This is a genomic window from Methanomethylovorans sp. PtaU1.Bin093 (genome assembly GCF_002067275.1).
Classification (GTDB): domain Archaea; phylum Halobacteriota; class Methanosarcinia; order Methanosarcinales; family Methanosarcinaceae; genus Methanomethylovorans.
In genome coordinates, this window is the sequence record NZ_MVQX01000048.1 from 1 (window position 1) to 16850 (window position 16850).

General features: G+C 45.5%; 18 protein-coding genes. 9 read left to right on the forward strand and 9 right to left on the reverse strand.

The genetic code is table 11. From position 1 onward, the window contains the following. Positions 1-187: 187 nt before the first annotated feature. The 4 genes from A4E24_RS05000 to hgcC all read right to left on the reverse strand — a co-directional run bounded on the left by A4E24_RS05000 (position 188) and on the right by hgcC (position 2304). Positions 188-484, reverse strand: a complete 297-nt coding sequence (locus tag A4E24_RS05000) for a hypothetical protein (RefSeq protein ID WP_292352186.1) — start codon at positions 482-484, stop codon at positions 188-190. 141 nt (positions 485-625) lie between these two features. Continuing rightward, positions 626-928, reverse strand: a complete 303-nt coding sequence (gene hgcB, locus A4E24_RS05005) for a mercury methylation ferredoxin HgcB (protein ID WP_292352187.1) — start codon at positions 926-928, stop codon at positions 626-628. After that, complete coding sequence (gene hgcA / locus A4E24_RS05010; RefSeq protein WP_292352188.1) at positions 928-1998, reverse strand: mercury methylation corrinoid protein HgcA; 1071 nt, start codon at positions 1996-1998, stop codon at positions 928-930. The genes hgcB and hgcA overlap by 1 nt, the downstream gene beginning before the upstream one ends. Before the next feature lie 15 nt (positions 1999-2013). Beyond that, positions 2014-2304, reverse strand: coding sequence for an HgcAB-associated protein HgcC (gene hgcC / locus A4E24_RS05015; RefSeq protein WP_292352189.1), 291 nt, complete (start codon positions 2302-2304; stop codon positions 2014-2016). A 148-nt stretch (positions 2305-2452) separates the two neighbouring features. On the opposite strand from hgcC, the gene A4E24_RS05020 reads away from it, so the two are divergent. Genes A4E24_RS05020 through A4E24_RS05030 form a run of 3 tightly spaced genes read left to right on the forward strand, consistent with a single transcriptional unit; the run spans position 2453 to position 4224 of the window. Next, positions 2453-3148 carry a DUF1538 domain-containing protein gene (locus tag A4E24_RS05020; RefSeq protein ID WP_292352190.1) on the forward strand — a complete coding sequence of 232 codons (696 nt, stop codon included), beginning with the start codon at positions 2453-2455 and terminating at the stop codon, positions 3146-3148. A 10-nt stretch (positions 3149-3158) separates the two neighbouring features. Next, positions 3159-3863 (forward strand): DUF1538 domain-containing protein, encoded by a 705-nt coding sequence (locus tag A4E24_RS05025; protein WP_292352191.1) that lies wholly within the window; start codon positions 3159-3161, stop codon positions 3861-3863. Positions 3864-3867: 4 nt separating this feature from the next. Continuing rightward, positions 3868-4224 (forward strand): P-II family nitrogen regulator, encoded by a 357-nt coding sequence (locus tag A4E24_RS05030; protein ID WP_292352192.1) that lies wholly within the window; start codon positions 3868-3870, stop codon positions 4222-4224. A 100-nt stretch (positions 4225-4324) separates the two neighbouring features. Here the strand turns inward: A4E24_RS05030 and A4E24_RS05035 are convergent, their stop codons facing one another. The 5 genes from A4E24_RS05035 to A4E24_RS05055 form a co-directional block, all read right to left on the reverse strand. Next, entirely contained in the window at positions 4325-5749 is a 1425-nt protein-coding gene (locus A4E24_RS05035) for a 2-oxoacid:acceptor oxidoreductase family protein (RefSeq protein ID WP_292352193.1), read from the reverse strand. Further along, complete coding sequence (locus tag A4E24_RS05040; protein ID WP_292352194.1) at positions 5746-6810, reverse strand: 3-methyl-2-oxobutanoate dehydrogenase subunit VorB; 1065 nt, start codon at positions 6808-6810, stop codon at positions 5746-5748. Before A4E24_RS05040 ends, A4E24_RS05035 begins: the two co-directional genes overlap by 4 nt. A 23-nt stretch (positions 6811-6833) precedes the next feature. After that, positions 6834-7073, reverse strand: coding sequence for a ferredoxin family protein (locus A4E24_RS05045; RefSeq protein ID WP_292352288.1), 240 nt, complete (start codon positions 7071-7073; stop codon positions 6834-6836). 157 nt (positions 7074-7230) lie between these two features. Further along, the gene (locus A4E24_RS05050; RefSeq protein ID WP_292352195.1) at positions 7231-8901 is read right to left on the reverse strand and encodes an AMP-binding protein; all 1671 of its coding nucleotides are present in this window, start codon (positions 8899-8901) and stop codon (positions 7231-7233) included. A gap of 16 nt (positions 8902-8917) precedes the next feature. Next, on the reverse strand, positions 8918-9472 hold the full coding sequence (locus A4E24_RS05055) for a helix-turn-helix domain-containing protein (protein ID WP_292352196.1): 555 nt from the start codon (positions 9470-9472) through the stop codon (positions 8918-8920). A 247-nt stretch (positions 9473-9719) separates the two neighbouring features. Here A4E24_RS05055 and A4E24_RS05060 point away from each other — a divergent pair, with 247 nt between their 5' ends. From A4E24_RS05060 to A4E24_RS05085, 6 genes are all read left to right on the forward strand, one after another. Next, the gene (locus tag A4E24_RS05060) at positions 9720-11165 is read left to right on the forward strand and encodes a TIGR00297 family protein (RefSeq protein WP_292352197.1); all 1446 of its coding nucleotides are present in this window, start codon (positions 9720-9722) and stop codon (positions 11163-11165) included. Between the two features lie 121 nt (positions 11166-11286). Beyond that, positions 11287-12300, forward strand: a complete 1014-nt coding sequence (gene argC / locus A4E24_RS05065) for an N-acetyl-gamma-glutamyl-phosphate reductase (protein WP_292352198.1) — start codon at positions 11287-11289, stop codon at positions 12298-12300. 30 nt (positions 12301-12330) lie between these two features. Then, positions 12331-12804 carry a CBS domain-containing protein gene (locus A4E24_RS05070; protein ID WP_292352199.1) on the forward strand — a complete coding sequence of 158 codons (474 nt, stop codon included), beginning with the start codon at positions 12331-12333 and terminating at the stop codon, positions 12802-12804. Further along, the gene (gene argJ / locus A4E24_RS05075) at positions 12801-13985 is read left to right on the forward strand and encodes a bifunctional ornithine acetyltransferase/N-acetylglutamate synthase (protein WP_292352200.1); all 1185 of its coding nucleotides are present in this window, start codon (positions 12801-12803) and stop codon (positions 13983-13985) included. Before A4E24_RS05070 ends, argJ begins: the two co-directional genes overlap by 4 nt. Positions 13986-14019: 34 nt before the next feature. Further along, complete coding sequence (pfkC, locus tag A4E24_RS05080; RefSeq protein ID WP_292352201.1) at positions 14020-15498, forward strand: ADP-specific phosphofructokinase; 1479 nt, start codon at positions 14020-14022, stop codon at positions 15496-15498. Between the two features lie 12 nt (positions 15499-15510). Next, the gene (locus A4E24_RS05085; RefSeq protein ID WP_292352202.1) at positions 15511-16848 is read left to right on the forward strand and encodes an ADP-dependent glucokinase/phosphofructokinase; all 1338 of its coding nucleotides are present in this window, start codon (positions 15511-15513) and stop codon (positions 16846-16848) included. Positions 16849-16850: the final 2 nt, after the last annotated feature.

Below are 16850 nucleotides of genomic sequence, written 5' to 3' on the forward strand. Positions count from 1 at the left end.
TGACGATGCGTGAAGCTGCAGGTGCGGATGACTGCTGGACCCATGATGTCATAGGCGAATGGAAAGAGATCCTTAGAGGCAATGTATCCTGCTGTTGTGCAGGTGACAAGGATTAAGATCTCCAACTTATCTGTATTTTTCTTTTTACTCAGTGCCTGAGGACTGATAATGGTTTATAATACGACCCTTAAAGGTCCCCTGCTATCATCGCCTTATGATACGCCATTGTCAGCATCCTGTTGACAAATTCAATGGCTTCTGATTCAGAGTCTACCATCCGTATTGTGACCTGGCCGTTCTGAAAAAAGTTAAGTTCTATAATACCGCTTCTTACGATAACCATACCTAACTTCTCAGAATACTTGCCATCCAGATACCTGGCTATCAAAGGAAGATCAGGTGCTTCGTCCAGTTGCGCAATGATCCTCAGCTTCCAGGGATCAGCTATACAGGGCAGGATCTTTTCTGTATGTGCAACTCTCATTTTTAGTCCTCTTGCATGTGCAAGTCTATGCAAAAGTGGTTCAGTATTAATTGAAATATCATCCACCCTTATCAAACTTTGTTTCCTATTATGGAAAACAGGCATTTTCATTGCTTTTCGACAAGATGTACTCTTGAAAGTTCACTTACAGCAGGATCCGTCTTCGCCTCCGCAACAACAATCACCACTATCCATATCCTTACCTCTTAGTGCAGCTCCTATCATTGCCCATGCACAGCCTACACCGCTCTGCACTTCTATTGCCCGGGCAGGGCAGTTGCTGGCACATGCACCGCATTCCATGCATGCGGCAGGACGCATGAGTTCAACATGTCCTTTTCCTTCGCCAAAGACCCCGTGAGGGCAAACCTGAGTACACCGCAGACAGTTGATACACCTGTCAGGATGATATTGCAGTGTATTTTCTACATAAGAATCAAACATCAGACCATCTCCATAAGCCGTATTGCTCCAAATATTATCAGGAGCAGAGTTCCGGAACCTGCCATAAGCGCCATAACGGGTACATATCGATAGATCTCCTTTTTGACACCGGTCCTTGAAGTGAATGTTGTACAGCCTGTAAAGTTGAGCGCCAGGTATGCGGTCACAGCCGGGATGGTCAAAACAAAAGCCAGTGATATGATCGCTTTCATTAAGAGGGGCATCGCAGGATCCGCTGCAAAGGAAGTCGCAAAGGGAACTGCGACCAGCAGACCCAATATAAGCCCTTTAGTGCTGAAATCATGTGTAGGAATGAATGGAAGCAGGGCAGGAAACAGTACAGTGCCTGTAATTACCGTGGTGATCGCTGCAAGGGCTGCAATAGAACCTGCCAGGAGGTAAAGGGCGATAGCAGCAACTACTGTGGGAAGTGATGCATGTCTCAATTCCACCGGTGTGAGCACTAGCCGGTCCTTTAACGCAAAATGCACCCTGCGCATTTCAGGTGTTGCTTTGTGTGTTTTAAGGTATTCCGGAAGATCAGTGGCACGGACAGGACCAAATTCTACCTTAAACCCAGACCTGCTCTGTACTTCATGTGCTGAGATCCCCGGAGCTCCAAGCTGTGGCACTATGACAGTACGGTGGCGGACAATATTATAAAGTCCCGACCACATAATGCGCTTTACTAGCTCGTCTGTCCCGAATGTACCTTTACCTGCAGCACACCATACATTGATACCCTTAGTATCCAGCACAAGGATATAACAGTCAGTGCCCGCAAGCGCGCAGCGCAGAGCATCAAAGCTAAGGGTGTAGTTTGCAGACACAAAAACCTGAGAATCACGAGTCGGGTTCCCTAGTTTGTAAAGACCGGGCTTTACAATATGTCCCATCCTGTTCACACCCACACGGGCAAAGAAATGGTCAAGTCTATCATTAAGAGTGCTCCTACTTGTAGTTGCAAGAATCTCAGATTCCTGCATCTTGCTTGTCAGAGTGATGAACTGATTTTTATCTGGCTGAGGTACACATGAGCACGCAGAACTGGTAATTTTGTCACTGGACATGATCAGGTCTCCTGTTCAATCACCTTTATGCATCAGGGGTTCAAGTACCTCTTTTACCATTCCGCTAAGATCCTCTGCCTTAATAAGAGCCAGACAGCAGATGCTACCCTCCTTCTCCCAGCTTATCAGAGCAAGTTTAGTTCCCGTTCTAATACCGGCTTTTTCTCTTACTTCTTTTGGGAGCACCATCTGTCCTCTTTCATCAACACTGAGGATTGCCTCTACGTTGTATGCAGAACAGGGGTTACACTCACACATATTTTCATCAGAAGTGCATGATCCATTCGACGTCCTCTTTTTAGTCATTCAGATCCTCATAATAAGAAGAGTTTTCTCCATATTTGTACTTTTCTGAAAAGTCAGAATAAACAGAGATTTATACTGATGTTCAGATAACCTTTTAATATATACTAATAATAATAATATCTGTAAACACATCTTTCAGGAACATATCATGATCCAGGATTTCAAAGAAACGTATAAGGAAGTACTACAAGCAGTATTGCCATTAGCAATAGCAGTTATGTTAATTATCCTGCTGTTCATGGGTATGGATCTCGATCTTGTGATCACTTTCCTTAAAGGAGCCATATTTGTGATATTTGGCATGGGTCTTTTCCTTATGGGTGTTAAATTGGGAATGTTACCTCTCGGAGAGGCCATTGGAGCTGATCTGCCAAAACACGGATCGGTGATATTCATTGCCATAATAGGATTTTTACTTTCTTTTATGGCGACTGTAGCTGAACCGGATGTAAGGGTGCTGAGCACCATGATAGAATCGGTTTCAGATAATGGCATACAAAGAACTACGCTAATTATTTCTATATCACTGGGAGTAGGTTTCTTCGTGGCTGCATCTATGCTCAGAATAATTTATGGCATCCCTTTGAAGCATATGTTATTTGTCGGTTATTTGATCGTAGTTTTACTTGCTTTCTTTACACCAGTTGAGTATCTTGCAATATCCTTTGACTCTGGCGGTGTGACCACGGGTCCGGTAACAGTGCCTGTGATACTGGCCCTTGGAATAGGTATATCTTCCGTTCTTAGAGGCAAGTCTAAACTCTCAGAGAGTTATGGCTTGATAGGACTTGCATCTCTTGGTCCTATCCTGAGCCTGATGATCTTAGGAATTCTATCACATTGAGGCAGAATATATGGAAGGGATAATAGACATCACAATTGAGGTTCTCCTGGCACTTATTCCTATAGTTATATTTTTTATGTTCTTTCAGCTAAGATATTTGAAACTTCCTTCCTTTGAGGTAACTAAGATCTTAATAGGCATGTTAATGACAGCTATAGGGATGATCATATTCCTTTATGGGGTATACAATGGACTTTATCCCATCGGGTTTAAAATGGGGGAGTTCTTTGGCAACCTTGAACAAATATGGATCTTAATACCATTAGGTTTTATTCTTGGTTTTCTGGCCACGTTTGCTGAACCTGCCGTGAGGGTACTTTCTTATCAGATAGAAAAATCTTCAAGCGGATATATAAGAGCAAAGCTCATGCTTTACACTTTGTCCTTTGGTGTTGCGGTATTTGTTGCTGTCGCGATGGCAAAGATCGTATACGGTATACCCTTTTTATACATCATCGTTCCGGGATATCTGTTGGCGTTGGTGTTACTATGGTTGTCTGACAAAGATTTCATTGGTATTGCTTTTGATGCAGGAGGAGTTGCCACTGGTCCTATGGCTGTCACGTTCCTCATGTCCATGGTAGTAGGGATGGCTTCAGGACATAGTGGGAGAGATGCCGTGGTGGATGGTTTTGGGCTTATTGCAATGATAGCTCTGGCACCTATCATATTTGTCATGCTGCTTGGTATATATGTGAATTATAAGAGGAGATGAGGTAATGTCACAAGGAAATTCATTTTCATTGGTAGTAACGATTGTAAAAAAAGGCTGGGGCGACAAAGTTGTAAACGCTTCCAGAAAAGCAGGTGCAAAAGGTGGTACAATTATATACGGTCGTGGTACCGGTGTCCATGAGAACAAAAGCCTGCTTGGTTTAATGATAGAACCTGAAAAGGAGATAGTTCTGACAATAGCAGAAGCAGAGATGGTAGATCCGATAGTGGCAGCCATAAAGGATTCAATAGGTATCAATGAACCAGGATGTGGTATTGGATTTGTTGTACCACTGACAAGCATATTTGGTACTGCCCAGATAGTATGCACTCTTGATCACTCATCAAAAGACGGAACATAATATTCAGGAAATTCTTTGAAATTTCAGGGAAGTACATAATATTTCTATATCAATTGGAAAAGAAAAAAGAAGCAAGGAGCCTGGGATCTTATCTCTGCCTTTACAGATTATCTCTGACCCACTGTGCTCCTGCTTCCAGTACTTTCTTGTTGATGTCGATGAGTTTCTGTTTCCCTGCAAAGTTCTCTGCCAGAGCTTCAGTAAATGCATCTGCCGGAAGTTTTGTGACACCCAGTTCCTTCAGCACTCCAAGCATCACTGTGTTTGCGGCCTTCTCTGCTTTCGTCTTGCAGGCTATCTCCATGGCAGGTACCGCAATACCTCTTACTCCTTCAGGAATGTCATATTCCCCGATGGTCGAATCATAAAGTATGACACCTCCGGGTTTTACGTCCAGAGCAAATTTTTCCAGCGAAGGGCGGTTCATTGCGATCAATATGTTTGATTCGTATACTACAGGTGACCCTATAGCAGAACCTGAGATCACCACAGAACAGTTAGCCGTACCTCCTCTTTGCTCCGGGCCGTACGACGGGTACCATGAAACATGTCTCTGTGCTCTGCAGGCTGCTTTTGCAATTATAAGTCCAAGGCTCAGCACACCCTGTCCGCCAAAACCCGCAGCTTTTATCAATACCTGTCCAAAAGCAGGATCTTCCACTGCATCAGGTGATGCCTCTGTGTCAAGGTTGAAAGCTTTGTCTATGGCTTCTTTAGTGAAATCACTTACATTACGGCATAGTGGTTCGGTTTCTTCGGACCTGTCCCTGAAATTACCCAGAGGGAATTCTTTTTCCATTTGCTCGTTCACGAACCTTGTGCTCGCTTCTGCATCCTGTTTCAGGTTCGTGGGGCAGGTGGAGAGTACTTCCACAAAAGCGTAGCCTTTACCGTCACGCTGGATCTCCAGAGCCTTTCTGACAGCTTTACGAGCCTTGCGGATGTGGGCTATATCTGAAACAGACACCCTTTCGATGAATACAGGTGCCTGCAGACTGCTCAGCAATTCACACATGTGCATAGGATAACCTGCATACCTGGGGTCACGTCCGGTGGGACATGTAACCGTTTTTTCTCCAATGAGGGTGGTTGGTGCCATCTGGCCTCCCGTCATACCGTACACAGTGTTGTTCACGAAGAACACAGCTATCTTCTCTCCCCGGTTGGCAGCCTGGATCGTCTCATTAAGACCAATGGATGCAAGATCCCCGTCTCCCTGGTAGGAAATAACGACCGCATGATCAAGGGCTCTGGAAACACCGGTACCCACTGCAGGAGCACGGCCATGAGCGACCTGTAAGTTCCCGCAATCAAAATAATAATATGCGAACACTGCGCAGCCTACGGGGCTGATCATCACTGTACGGTCCTGGATACCCAGGTCACCCATAGCCTCACCTATAAGTTTGTGCAGTATGCCATGTCCACATCCCGGGCAGTAGTGAGTGGCAGTGGGAGCAGCTCCTCCTTTTCTGGGGAATTCGGCATAAAGGCCAGCTGGCCTGCCTATGACCTTCTCTTTCATATTGAGCCTCCTTTTGCAACCTCTTCGATCTTTTGCATCACCTGGTCGAAAGTTATCAGGTTCCCTCCAAGTCTGTTCACAAGCTCAACAGGCCTCATGCATCTTGTTGCAAGCAGCACATCCTCTCTCATCTGTCCATTGCTCATTTCCACGCAGATGAATGTGCGATCTCCTGTCTGTGCTAACTTGAAAAGCTCTTTTTCAGGGAAGGGGAAAAGAGTGACAGGCCTGAAAAGACCAACCCTGATCCCTTTCTTTCTCGCCTGTTCCACAGCAGATCGACAGATACGGCTGCTGATCCCGTATGAAACGAGGACGATGTCAGCATCTGCCATCATATATTCTTCATAGGCCACTTCCTGCTGTTCAATGAGCTCGTACTTTTCCTGCAGCTTGTTGTTGAATCCCTCAAGCTGTTCAAAATCAAGGAAGATAGAAGTTATCAGGTTCCTGCGCGTCTGCGGGGTAGCAGCCACTGCCCAGGAAGTATCTATCTGCGGCTGTACTGCACTTGTGGGGAACTTCAGTGGTTCCACCATCTGACCCAGTACACCGTCTGCAAGGACAACGGCAGGGTTACGGTATTTGAAGGAAAGCTCGAAAGCCTTTAGAGTAAGATCGCACATCTCCTGCACGGAATTCGGGGCAAGGACTATGTTCTTGTAGTTACCGTGTCCTCCTCCCTTAACGATCTGATTATAGTCGGCCTGTTCAGGGCCAATGTTACCAAGACCAGGCCCTGCTCTCATTATGTCCACTATCACACAGGGCAGTTCTGCACCTGCGAGGTATGAAATGCCCTCCTGCTTCAGGCTGATGCCCGGGCCTGATGAAGCTGTCATTACCCTGTGACCAGCTGAAGCACCTCCATATACCATATTTATAGCCGCTTCTTCTGATTCCGCCTGCACGAACTTCCTACCCAGCATGGGAAAATAGGAGGATGCTTCATGCAATATCTCACTGGCAGGAGTGATCGGGTAGCCAAAATAGCAGTCACAGCCTGCATACAATGCCCCGATAACAACTGCAGTGTTGCCTTTTACTAATTGTGTTACCATGATGAACTCTCCTCGAAGCCTATTCATTCCTTGAGGGGAATATGTATCTCTATTGCCAGAGGCTCAGGACATGTATAGTAGCAGTTAGCACATCCTATACACCCCGAACCCACATATTCCACATAGTGGTATCCTCTTTCATTGAGACATTCGCTCATCCGAAGTACATCTTTCGGACAGGCAATTATGCAGCGCCCGCATGCTTTGCACTCCAACGCATTTATTACCGGGTAAGGGTCCTTTTTTTCCATTAGATCCGACATTATTTCAAGCCTCTGACACTCAAGGTGCATTGATCAGCAAATCCCAGCATCCAAAAAACAATGGCCGTATTGGAACGGCCATTTATGTTTGTCGATCTCTGCATTTTTGGCATTTGCTACTATACATATATTATAAATAGTTCACCACAGGAGATCTTTATTGCTCCTTGTCCTTGTCACGTATCTCCACACGCCTGATCTTACCGCTGATGGTCTTCGGCAATTCAGAGACAAACTCTACTATACGTGGATATTTGTATGGGGCAGTGACCTTCTTCACATGTTCCTGCAATTCCTTCTTAAGCTCTTCACTGGCCGTGTAGTTCTTTGTAAGCACTATGGTAGCCTTGATCACCTGACCACGTATGGGGTCGGGAACGCCGGTAATGGCGCATTCGAGCACTGCAGGATGCTCTATTAATGCACTTTCCACTTCGAAAGGACCAACCCTGTATCCCGAAGTCTTGATAATATCATCTGCTCTGCCCACGAACCAGAAGTAGCCATCTTCGTCCTTCCAGGCCATGTCTCCGGTGTGATAGTAGCCATCATGCCACACGTCTGCGGTTCTTTCAGGCTCTAAGCGATAACCTGCAAATATACCTGGCGGGTTACTGAAACTCGTGTCTATGCATAGCTCTCCTTCTTCACCCACTTCACATGCATTTCCTTGTGCATTCAGCAGTTCGATATCATACAGCGGAGAAGGCTTGCCCATGGAACCGGGTTTGGGTTCCATCCAGGGATATGTCGCCACGCTCACCACGGTTTCTGTCTGGCCAAAACCCTCCATGAGTTTTAAACCTGTAAGTTCAAGGAACTGTTCGTAAACTTCAGGATTTAAGGGTTCACCGGCAACAACACAGTATTTGAGCTTACTGAAATCATATTTGCTCAGATCCTCTCTGATAAGGAATCGGTATATAGTGGGAGGAGCACAGAAAGTAGTAACATTGTATCTTGCGGTATTTTCCAGCATCTTATCTGCAGAGAACCTGTCATAGTCATACACAAAGACCGCACTGCCTGCTATCCATTGGCCATAGATCTTTCCCCAGATGCATTTAGCCCATCCGGAGTCCGCTACTGTGTAGTGCAGGCCACCATCTGTCACGTTCTGCCAGTATTTCGCAGTTATTATATGTGCCAGAGGATATGCAAAATCATGCTGTACCATCTTTGGCAAACCTGTGGTACCCGATGAGAAATATATGATTGAGATATCACTATTGGTGGTCGCCTCCTCACCCGTGGGACGGTTGAAGTTCTCTGAGGCTGCTTCCAGTTCAGTATTAAAGTTGATCCAACCCTTGCGTTCTGCGCCCAGTACCATTATGTGCTTAAGGATGGAACCACATTCCTTATGCGCAGCATCGATCTCGCCAAGTACATAGTCGTCCCTGGCGCACACTACTGCCTTTATGTCTGCAAGCTCCACGCGATATACTATGTCCTTTTTTGTAAGCATGTGGGTGGCAGGGACGGCCACAGCTCCTATCCTGTGCAGAGCAAGCAGACAGAACCAGAACTCATATCTGCTTTTCAGTATGAGCATTACATTGTCGCCTTTCTTTATACCATACTTGGCGAACACGTTTGCTGTCTTGTTGCTGTAGTACTGCAGGTCCCTGAAATTGAAGACCGCCTCATTGTCATTGTCATCACACCAGACAAGGGCTTGTTTTTGTGGCTGCTGGGCAGCATAAACATCTACAACGTCATAGGCGAAATTGAAATTATCAGGGACATTGATGGTGAAATTTTCCTTAAAATCCTCATAGGAATTAAAATCCGCAACAGGAACGAAACAGTTTAATAAAGAGGTCATGTTCTATCTTCTCCACTTACATTATAATTGCCAGGAACTTTGCACTCTTTCCGCCTACTGCAGCCATACCATGCGGATAGTTGGAATCGAAGAATATGGAATCTCCTTCTTCAAGAACGATCTCATTATTATGGATGACCACCTTTAAAGTGCCCTCAAGCACAAAATCAAATTCCTGTCCGGGATGGGAATTCATGGATATCTTGGTTCCTTCCTGTTTAGGCTCCACTTTAACCACAAAAGGCTCGGCTTTCTTGTGCACGAAATTGGCAGCAAGGTTCTGATATTTGTACTCTTTTCTTCTTTCCACGCTTATGCCTTTATCCTTACGTGTCACCGTAAAAACGTGCATTCGCGGATCTTCGCCTTTTAACAGCACTGCCATGTCGACCTTAAGCTCATTGGATATCCCATAGAGGATGCTGGCGGGAATATCTGCTTCACCAGCTTCATAAATTTGATAGGTGCCAGTATCTATGTTCAACCTGCCGGCCATTTCGTCTGCGGTGATGTCAGATATCTCACGCAGCTCCTTAACACGACTTGCTATTTCTTTTATCTCTTCCTGCATATTCAGCCTTCCTTTTTTTGCAACTCCCTTAAAAAATCGCAGTATTTGGTCAATCAGGATCGAATCATGATAGTTTATTCAGTTGAGTTAAAATCTCCTATTATTTTAACATATTCATTCTTTTCAGCATATCAGTGTCAATGCATTCATTCACGGAATTTTTAAAATATATCCTTGTTCCCGGAGGCACACATCACAAATATATATGTTCTTTGACATATGTGCAACAGTTTCGGAATGGGTGAACATGAATAAGATAGAGGATATTACCAAGGAAACGGATCCCATATACATCAGGTATCTGCTCCATGCTTCGCTTGGGCTCACATGTCTTCTATATCCTTTTCTTTCTCTGGGTATACTGGCACTTATAATGTTCTTCATGCTTCTGATCCTGAGACGTTTGTCCCGAAGATCAAGACTATACCAGATCCTTTCCACACAGGAAAGTGGCAAAAACCTGTTCAAAAAGCCGATCGATAAAGGTCTCAGAAGTGCAAACAATCTTGTTCTTTCCATTCTTCTGCTTCTGCTGTTCAAATATGGCTTTAGCCTGGAAGGGGTGACGTTTCCCATATACGTGATCGGCGGGGCTGTGTCCATCAGCACTTTCGGAACTGCTTCTGCTAACATCTTTAAGTATTGGAAACAAAATCAATTAAAGTGCCTGGCAAGACTAGATTATCCTGAAAAGAGGTACAAAGGAGAAAACAGCGAGGTGTTCCATTTGCCTTCAAGCCTTATCATGCTAATAGTGGGCATCATTTCAGCTTTTCTGGTAGGAGCGTGGATCATTCATTGGGAAGGAATCAATGTTTCCTATGACATGATCTTTTTCATAGCAGTTATTGGTTCAGTCACAGGAGCTCTTTTTGAATCTATTCCCTCCAGGGTGGATGACAACATATCGATTGTTTTTGGATCAGGCATGGTCATGTGGCTTTTTGCATCTTTTGGATACACAGTGCCACCAGCACATATGTTCTTTGCTCTTCTCTTTTCTCTGCTGCTGGGCTACCTTGCTTACAGAGCACGTATAGCAGATATATCTGCTCTTTTGGGTGCAAGTCTTCTGGGCGTGCTGATCATAGTATTTGCTGATATTTTCTGGTTCCTCCTATTATTGACTTTTTTTATACTGGGTGGAGGTTTCACCAAGTACAAGTATGCTTACAAGGCATCTATTGGCATAGCTGAAGCAAAGGGTGGTGTGAGGAGCTACGAGAATGTTTTCAGTAACAGTATGGCAGCTCTTGTGCTTGCCATTGCCTATGGTATCTATCCTCAATACAGTGAGGTCATCATGTATTCGTATCTGGGTACTGTTGCAACGGCAACAGGTGACACACTTGCAAGTGAGATAGGCACCACCTCAAAGGAAAGGCCACGGATGATCACAAATTTTAAGCCGGCAAAGCCAGGCCGCGATGGTGCTGTCACTATACTTGGTGAACTTGCATGCATATTTGGTTCTCTTGTGATAGCTGTCCTGGCAATTTTGTTTGGAAGGGTGGAGAATATCTATCTGGGGCTTTTGATCACCTGTCTCGGAGGATTTATTGGTACTAACATTGACAGCTTACTGGGTGCCACACTTCAGAACAGAGGAATATTATCTAATAGTGGCGTGAACTTCTATGCTACTTTTGCCGGAGCAGTGGTTTCTGGCTTACTTTTCCTGTCATTATCCTGAACAAAAAGCATATGATCCCTTGTCTTTGCTGTTAAGCTACATATCTGACAAACCCTTTTATTAGTTCAAGCATTAAATAATACCCTGGTTAATCTTTATCGTATATACGAAAGTGAATATCATGCTTGACATAGGAATCATCGGTGCATCCGGTTACACAGGTGGCGAGCTAATGCGCTTGCTGCTTAACCATCCGCAGGCCAGGCTAGAACTGGCAACATCCCGCAAGCTGACGGGTAAGAAAGTATCTGCGACCCATAAGCATCTTAAAGATATGGTGGACCTGCAGTTCGAAAATCCTGATCCGCAGGAAATAAAGGACAGGTGTGATGTGATCTTTGTGGCTGTGCCTCATGGTACTGCTATGGAGATCGTGCCCAAGATCCTTGACGACAAAGTGAGGGTTATCGACCTGAGTGCTGATTACCGTCTTAAGACAGAGATCTTTGAGAAAGTATATGGCATCAAACACCTCGACCCGCGTAACGTAGCCTACGGAATGCCGGAGCTGCATCCCGAAGTGAAACATGAGGGATTCATAGCCAATCCTGGTTGTTTCCCAACGGGTGCTACTCTTGCAGCTGCTCCTCTTGCACAGGTCTCAATGATAGACAGTGTCGTATTTGACTCCAAGACCGGTGTTTCTGGTGCTGGTATCGATCCAAGTGAGGCTTCACACTATCCCAACATGGCTGAGAATGTGCAGCCTTACAAGCTAACGACCCATCGTCATGTGGCAGAGTTCACCCAGGAGCTACAGCGTCTGGACAGCTCTCTCACGAAGATCAGCTTCACACCACATATTATTCCATCAGTGAGGGGCATACTCACTACAGCTCACATCTTTACCAAAGGCAAGCTCACAAAATATGATGTTATGGACCTGTACGCAGAAATGTACCAGGACAAGCCTTTTGTCAGGGTTGTGGACGGGGTTCCCTCTCTTAGTGCAGTAAGGGGTTCTAATTTCTGTGATATAGGCTTTGAGGTGGATTCCCGTAATAATCGTATAGTTGTCATCTCAGCCATTGACAACCTTGTAAAGGGAGCATCAGGGCAGGCTATACAGAATATGAATCTTATGTGTGGACTGGGTGAGACGACCGGTTTATGGATGTCAGGTGTGGCCCCTTAAGTTTCAATGTTTATTCAGATGGTGTAATTCATGCAAGTCAAAGACATAATGAATACCGATGTGATCGTATGCGATCCTCACACAACCATAAGTGAAGCTTCTCTGTTGCTCAAAAAGCATAACATTAGTGGTCTGCCGGTGGTAGAAAAGGGCAGGGTCGTAGGCATAGTTTCAGAAGGCGATCTGCTCAAATTACTGGAAGTCCCGGAACCAGGTGGATTGTGGTTACCCAGTCCCTTTGAGGTAATAGAGATACCTATACGTGAACTTCTTAACTGGGAAGAGACCAAACACATGCTGGATGACATTGGTTCAAAGCCTGTCAGCGAGATCATGCAAAAGAATGTGCATGTGATTTCTCCGGAAAATAGTATCCAGGACGCGGTCAGGCTTATCACGAAGCACAAGGTGAACCGCCTTCCGGTCGTAGAGGATGATATTCTGGTCGGTATCATCACTCGTGGTGATATCATACATGGACTTGGGGGGAACAAGGAACAATGAACACGATCGATGGTGGCATCTGCGCTGTAAAAGGAGTTCAAGCCTGGGGTATCAAATCCGGAAAAATGGGTCTTGGAGTGATAGTGGCAGAAGGCAATGCTGCAGGAATGTTTACCAGGAACAAGGTAATTGCTGCTCCTCTGGTGGTTACAAGGGAGCATCTTCAAAAACACGGCAAGCTCAGTGCCCTGATCGTCAATAGTGGCAATGCAAATGCTTTTACCGGTGAACAGGGTCTTGCAGATGCAAGGGAAATGGCCCGCATGCTGGCAGATGCATTATCTATAGGTCCCGAGCATGTGGCAGTAGCTTCCACCGGTGTCATTGGCAGGCCCTTGGACACAAAATGGATAGCTTCCAATCTTCCTGTTGTAGTGGCTTCATTAAAAGCGGATCACGAAGGCAGCCGTGCTGCAGCAAGGTCCATAATGACCACAGATACTACAATGAAAGAGATAGCCATTGAACTTGATAGCGGTATCCGTATCGGGGCCATTGCCAAAGGTGCCGGAATGATAGAGCCCAACATGGGTACAATGCTATGTTTTGCTTATACGGATGCAAAAGTGCCTTCGGCCTTATTGCATGAATGTCTCACCAGGGCTGTGGACAAAAGCTTCAACATGGTAGTAGTGGATGGCGATACCAGCACCAATGACATGGTACTCTTAACAGCGACCGGTAAGTCAGGCATTCAGCCTGTGACAGCAGAGTTCCAGCAGGGGCTTGACCATGTGCTGATAGAGCTTGGAAAAATGATCGCCGCTGACGGTGAAGGTGCCACAAGGCTGATAGAAGCAAACGTGACCGGCGCTTTATCAGATGAGGATGCCCGCCTGGCCGCAAAGGCTATTGTGCGCTCGCCACTTGTAAAATCCGCAGTTTTTGGTAAAGATCCTAACTGGGGACGTGTGACAGCAGCAGTGGGTTATTCCGGTGCAGAGGTAGACCAGCACAAGTTATCACTTGCTTTTTCAGATGGCAGGAATACAATCGAATTGGTCAGCAGGGGTGAGGTCCTGGGAGCAAATGATAATGCTCTATCTTTACTTGGAAAAATAATGGGGGGATCAAAAGTCGATATTGTGGTCGATCTGGGGCTGGGGAAAAGCAGTGCCACCGCATGGGGCTGTGATCTTACTTACGATTATGTGCGCATAAATGCTGACTATACAACATAAGTTCAGCATTCTTTTTTAAATAAGGGGTGAAGGAATGGACATCGAAGGATGGGAGGAACGCTACTCTATGGCATTTTCCAGTATCAGTGAGATACTGGATAACATAAATGGCGTCTTTGTTGCATACAACAGCAACGTGGATGCTATTAAGCATGTCAGTGAAAAGGATATCCAAAAACTTATTTCCATAGTGGGGACAAAAGCAGTGCAGCAAAGAGTTGCGGAATATCCCCGCGAGATCCAGGATCCTGTGGACCTTGTCGCAAGGCTTGTGATAGCCATGCGGGATGGCAAAGCCGCAGAAGTTCCCACATATACTACTGATACCCACAAGTGGCTCATGGATAACATGGTATTCGATAAGGCCCGCATGGGGGGTCAGGCAGGTATCATTTCCAATCTTCTGGCAAATCTTGGGATCAATAATGTCATAACGTATGTCCCATGGTTGTCCAAGGAACAAGCCGAATATTTTGTTGATACTCCAAATCTTAAATATCCGGTGATGGAAAATGGTGTTCTCAGGTTAAAGCACCCTCATGATGCCTATGATGTAAACCAGCGTCCAAAGGTCAATTGGATACTTGAGTTCTCAAAAGGCACAAAAGTTGAATATGCTGAAGAGATATTTGAAGTTCCCAGGGATAATCGTTTGATCATCTCGTCCAGACCCTCATGGCTGCGCATAGACATGAGTGAGCAGCTATATGATCAGATCCCTCACATGAATGGGATGATCGATGGTGCCATCCTTGCAGGTTATCAGATGATCAAAGAGAAATATGAGGACGGGGCTACTTACCGGGATTATGTGAGAAAGGCCGTGAAAGTCATCAAAAGGCTAAAGGAAGGGAGCCCCGATATGCGTATACATGTGGAGTTCACTTCTATCCAGAACAAGGTCATAAGAAAAACGATCCTTAAGGATATTGTGTATAAGCATGTCTCCTCTTTAGGGCTGGATACGGTGGAGGTAGCCAATGCTCTTAATGTGCTGGGTCACGAAGAGCTGGCATATGCTGTTATCAGTAAAGGTGAGAATAGTATCTCTGCGCTGTATGAGGGTGCTGTTAAGCTCTTATGCGAACTGAAGCTTGAAAGGGTCCATATACATTCCCTGGGTTTCTACATATGCGTAGCTTCCAGAGATTTCCCGCTTTCAGTGGAAGAGCACAGGGATGCTTTGATGTTCTCATCGACCCTTGCCGCAGCCCAGGCGTTGCATGGTGGCATTGGCAGCCTCAAGGAAGGAGGGACAGGCCTCAGTGTCCCAATATCCGAAAGAGGCCACAATGACCTTGAGCAGCTGGAAAAGTATCTTGTGCGGAGGGACGTGTGTACCGGCACTGAGTTCGAGGATGGATGTGTTTGTGCTCTTAATCACGACCTTATTGTCATTCCCACAAAAGTGGTACCTGACCCGGTAGCTACCGTGGGAATTGGTGATACCATCTCAGCAGGTGCGTTTGCAGCTATCCTTGCTATGCTCAGAAAAAAGAATGAAGCCAACTGACAGGAGTATGGGATGAAGATACTCTGTGCATACAATGCCAACATCGATGCCTTGTATTCGATCACCGCAGATGAAGTATGTGCTATGCTCTCTTCTGAGGATACAGCAGAGGTGATGGAAAAAATAACGAATCCTCCTGGTGTTATAAGATCCATGTCCGATTTTCTTGCGGGGCTTCTGTTCTGCATGAAAGAGGGCACAGGTGCAGAGTGGCTTATCCAAGGACCGGAGGTCTTCAAACTTCTTAAGGCCCAGTTCATGCATAGATCAAAACTCAGAATGGGTGGCAATATGGGGATAATGGCAAATGTGCTTTCAGAGATGGGTGCGGAGCTTGTGGTTCCCAATGTGGTTAACCCCACGCCGCGACAACTTTCTTTTTTTTCCAAAAAGGCAATTTATATTCCGGGATCTGCTTCCTGTTCTAAAGAAGCAAAATGTGAAGAAGATGAACCCATACACTTCGTGTTCGATTTCAAAAAAGGAGAGCATGTTGAATACGGAGATATCGTTTTCACAGTTCCGAGGGAGAACCGTTTCATTGCTACCTATGATATTATGAACATGTCCCTTCTGGTCAATCCATATTTTGAAGATTATGCTATCAAGCATGCAGGTGAGATGGATGGACTGCTGATCTCGGGTTTTCACATGATGCTCGAAACCTATCCTGACGGTTCCACTTTCATGGATAAGCTTAACAAAGTGCTGGGACAGCTGCAGAAGTGGGGTTCCATGAACACAAACATGTCAATACACGGTGAATTTGGACATTTTACTAATAAATATATGGCTTTGCATGTGTTTTCCAGATTATCTCCCTTTGTAAGTTCTATAGGTATGAATGAAGATGAGCTTTCCATGTTAAATTCTTTACATGAAGTGCACGCAGCCAAAATATTGGAGATGGATGTTTTTTCCATACTGGAGGCTGCAAAGCGTAGCCTTTTGGCCTGTAACCTTCGGAAGATGATCGTGCACACAAGGGAATATGTCTTACATATATCCAGACAGATCGACCTTGATCCCGGGTCCCAGCTTGAGGCCATGATTTTTGGTGTAACTTGTGCCGGGATTTTTGCATCGGTGGGCCAGCTGCATGACCGAAATAAACTAGATTCAATGTCTTCAACTCTTACAGAGAGCGACTTTGGCCGTGCTCAGACGGAGCGATTCATTGAAACAGCAGCAGCTGTCCGCTCGGGTCGTGGCGCTGTTGGTACATACGATGATCATCAGGTATGCATCCTCCCTACATTGCTTAGTGATAATCCGGTTTCCACTGTGGGTCTCGGTGATACGGTAACAGCTTCCATGTTCCTAAGGGAGCTGGAACTGCGGCAAAAATGAGT

What these genes read in the sequence shown, in the direction of transcription:
- A4E24_RS05060 (WP_292352197.1), top strand. Translation starts at nt 9,720, where the DNA reads ATGAATAAGATAGAGGATATTACCAAGGAAACGGATCCCATATACATC.
- A4E24_RS05045 (WP_292352288.1), bottom strand. Translation starts at nt 7,073, where the DNA reads ATGTCGGATCTAATGGAAAAAAAGGACCCTTACCCGGTAATAAATGCG.
- A4E24_RS05035 (WP_292352193.1), bottom strand. Translation starts at nt 5,749, where the DNA reads ATGAAAGAGAAGGTCATAGGCAGGCCAGCTGGCCTTTATGCCGAATTC.
- hgcB (WP_292352187.1), bottom strand. Translation starts at nt 928, where the DNA reads ATGTTTGATTCTTATGTAGAAAATACACTGCAATATCATCCTGACAGG.
- argJ (WP_292352200.1), top strand. Translation starts at nt 12,801, where the DNA reads ATGAACACGATCGATGGTGGCATCTGCGCTGTAAAAGGAGTTCAAGCC.
- A4E24_RS05020 (WP_292352190.1), top strand. Translation starts at nt 2,453, where the DNA reads ATGATCCAGGATTTCAAAGAAACGTATAAGGAAGTACTACAAGCAGTA.
- A4E24_RS05050 (WP_292352195.1), bottom strand. Translation starts at nt 8,901, where the DNA reads ATGACCTCTTTATTAAACTGTTTCGTTCCTGTTGCGGATTTTAATTCC.
- hgcC (WP_292352189.1), bottom strand. Translation starts at nt 2,304, where the DNA reads ATGACTAAAAAGAGGACGTCGAATGGATCATGCACTTCTGATGAAAAT.
- A4E24_RS05030 (WP_292352192.1), top strand. Translation starts at nt 3,868, where the DNA reads ATGTCACAAGGAAATTCATTTTCATTGGTAGTAACGATTGTAAAAAAA.
- A4E24_RS05025 (WP_292352191.1), top strand. Translation starts at nt 3,159, where the DNA reads ATGGAAGGGATAATAGACATCACAATTGAGGTTCTCCTGGCACTTATT.
- A4E24_RS05055 (WP_292352196.1), bottom strand. Translation starts at nt 9,472, where the DNA reads ATGCAGGAAGAGATAAAAGAAATAGCAAGTCGTGTTAAGGAGCTGCGT.
- A4E24_RS05085 (WP_292352202.1), top strand. Translation starts at nt 15,511, where the DNA reads ATGAAGATACTCTGTGCATACAATGCCAACATCGATGCCTTGTATTCG.
- argC (WP_292352198.1), top strand. Translation starts at nt 11,287, where the DNA reads ATGCTTGACATAGGAATCATCGGTGCATCCGGTTACACAGGTGGCGAG.
- A4E24_RS05070 (WP_292352199.1), top strand. Translation starts at nt 12,331, where the DNA reads ATGCAAGTCAAAGACATAATGAATACCGATGTGATCGTATGCGATCCT.
- pfkC (WP_292352201.1), top strand. Translation starts at nt 14,020, where the DNA reads ATGGACATCGAAGGATGGGAGGAACGCTACTCTATGGCATTTTCCAGT.
- hgcA (WP_292352188.1), bottom strand. Translation starts at nt 1,998, where the DNA reads ATGTCCAGTGACAAAATTACCAGTTCTGCGTGCTCATGTGTACCTCAG.
- A4E24_RS05000 (WP_292352186.1), bottom strand. Translation starts at nt 484, where the DNA reads ATGAGAGTTGCACATACAGAAAAGATCCTGCCCTGTATAGCTGATCCC.
- A4E24_RS05040 (WP_292352194.1), bottom strand. Translation starts at nt 6,810, where the DNA reads ATGGTAACACAATTAGTAAAAGGCAACACTGCAGTTGTTATCGGGGCA.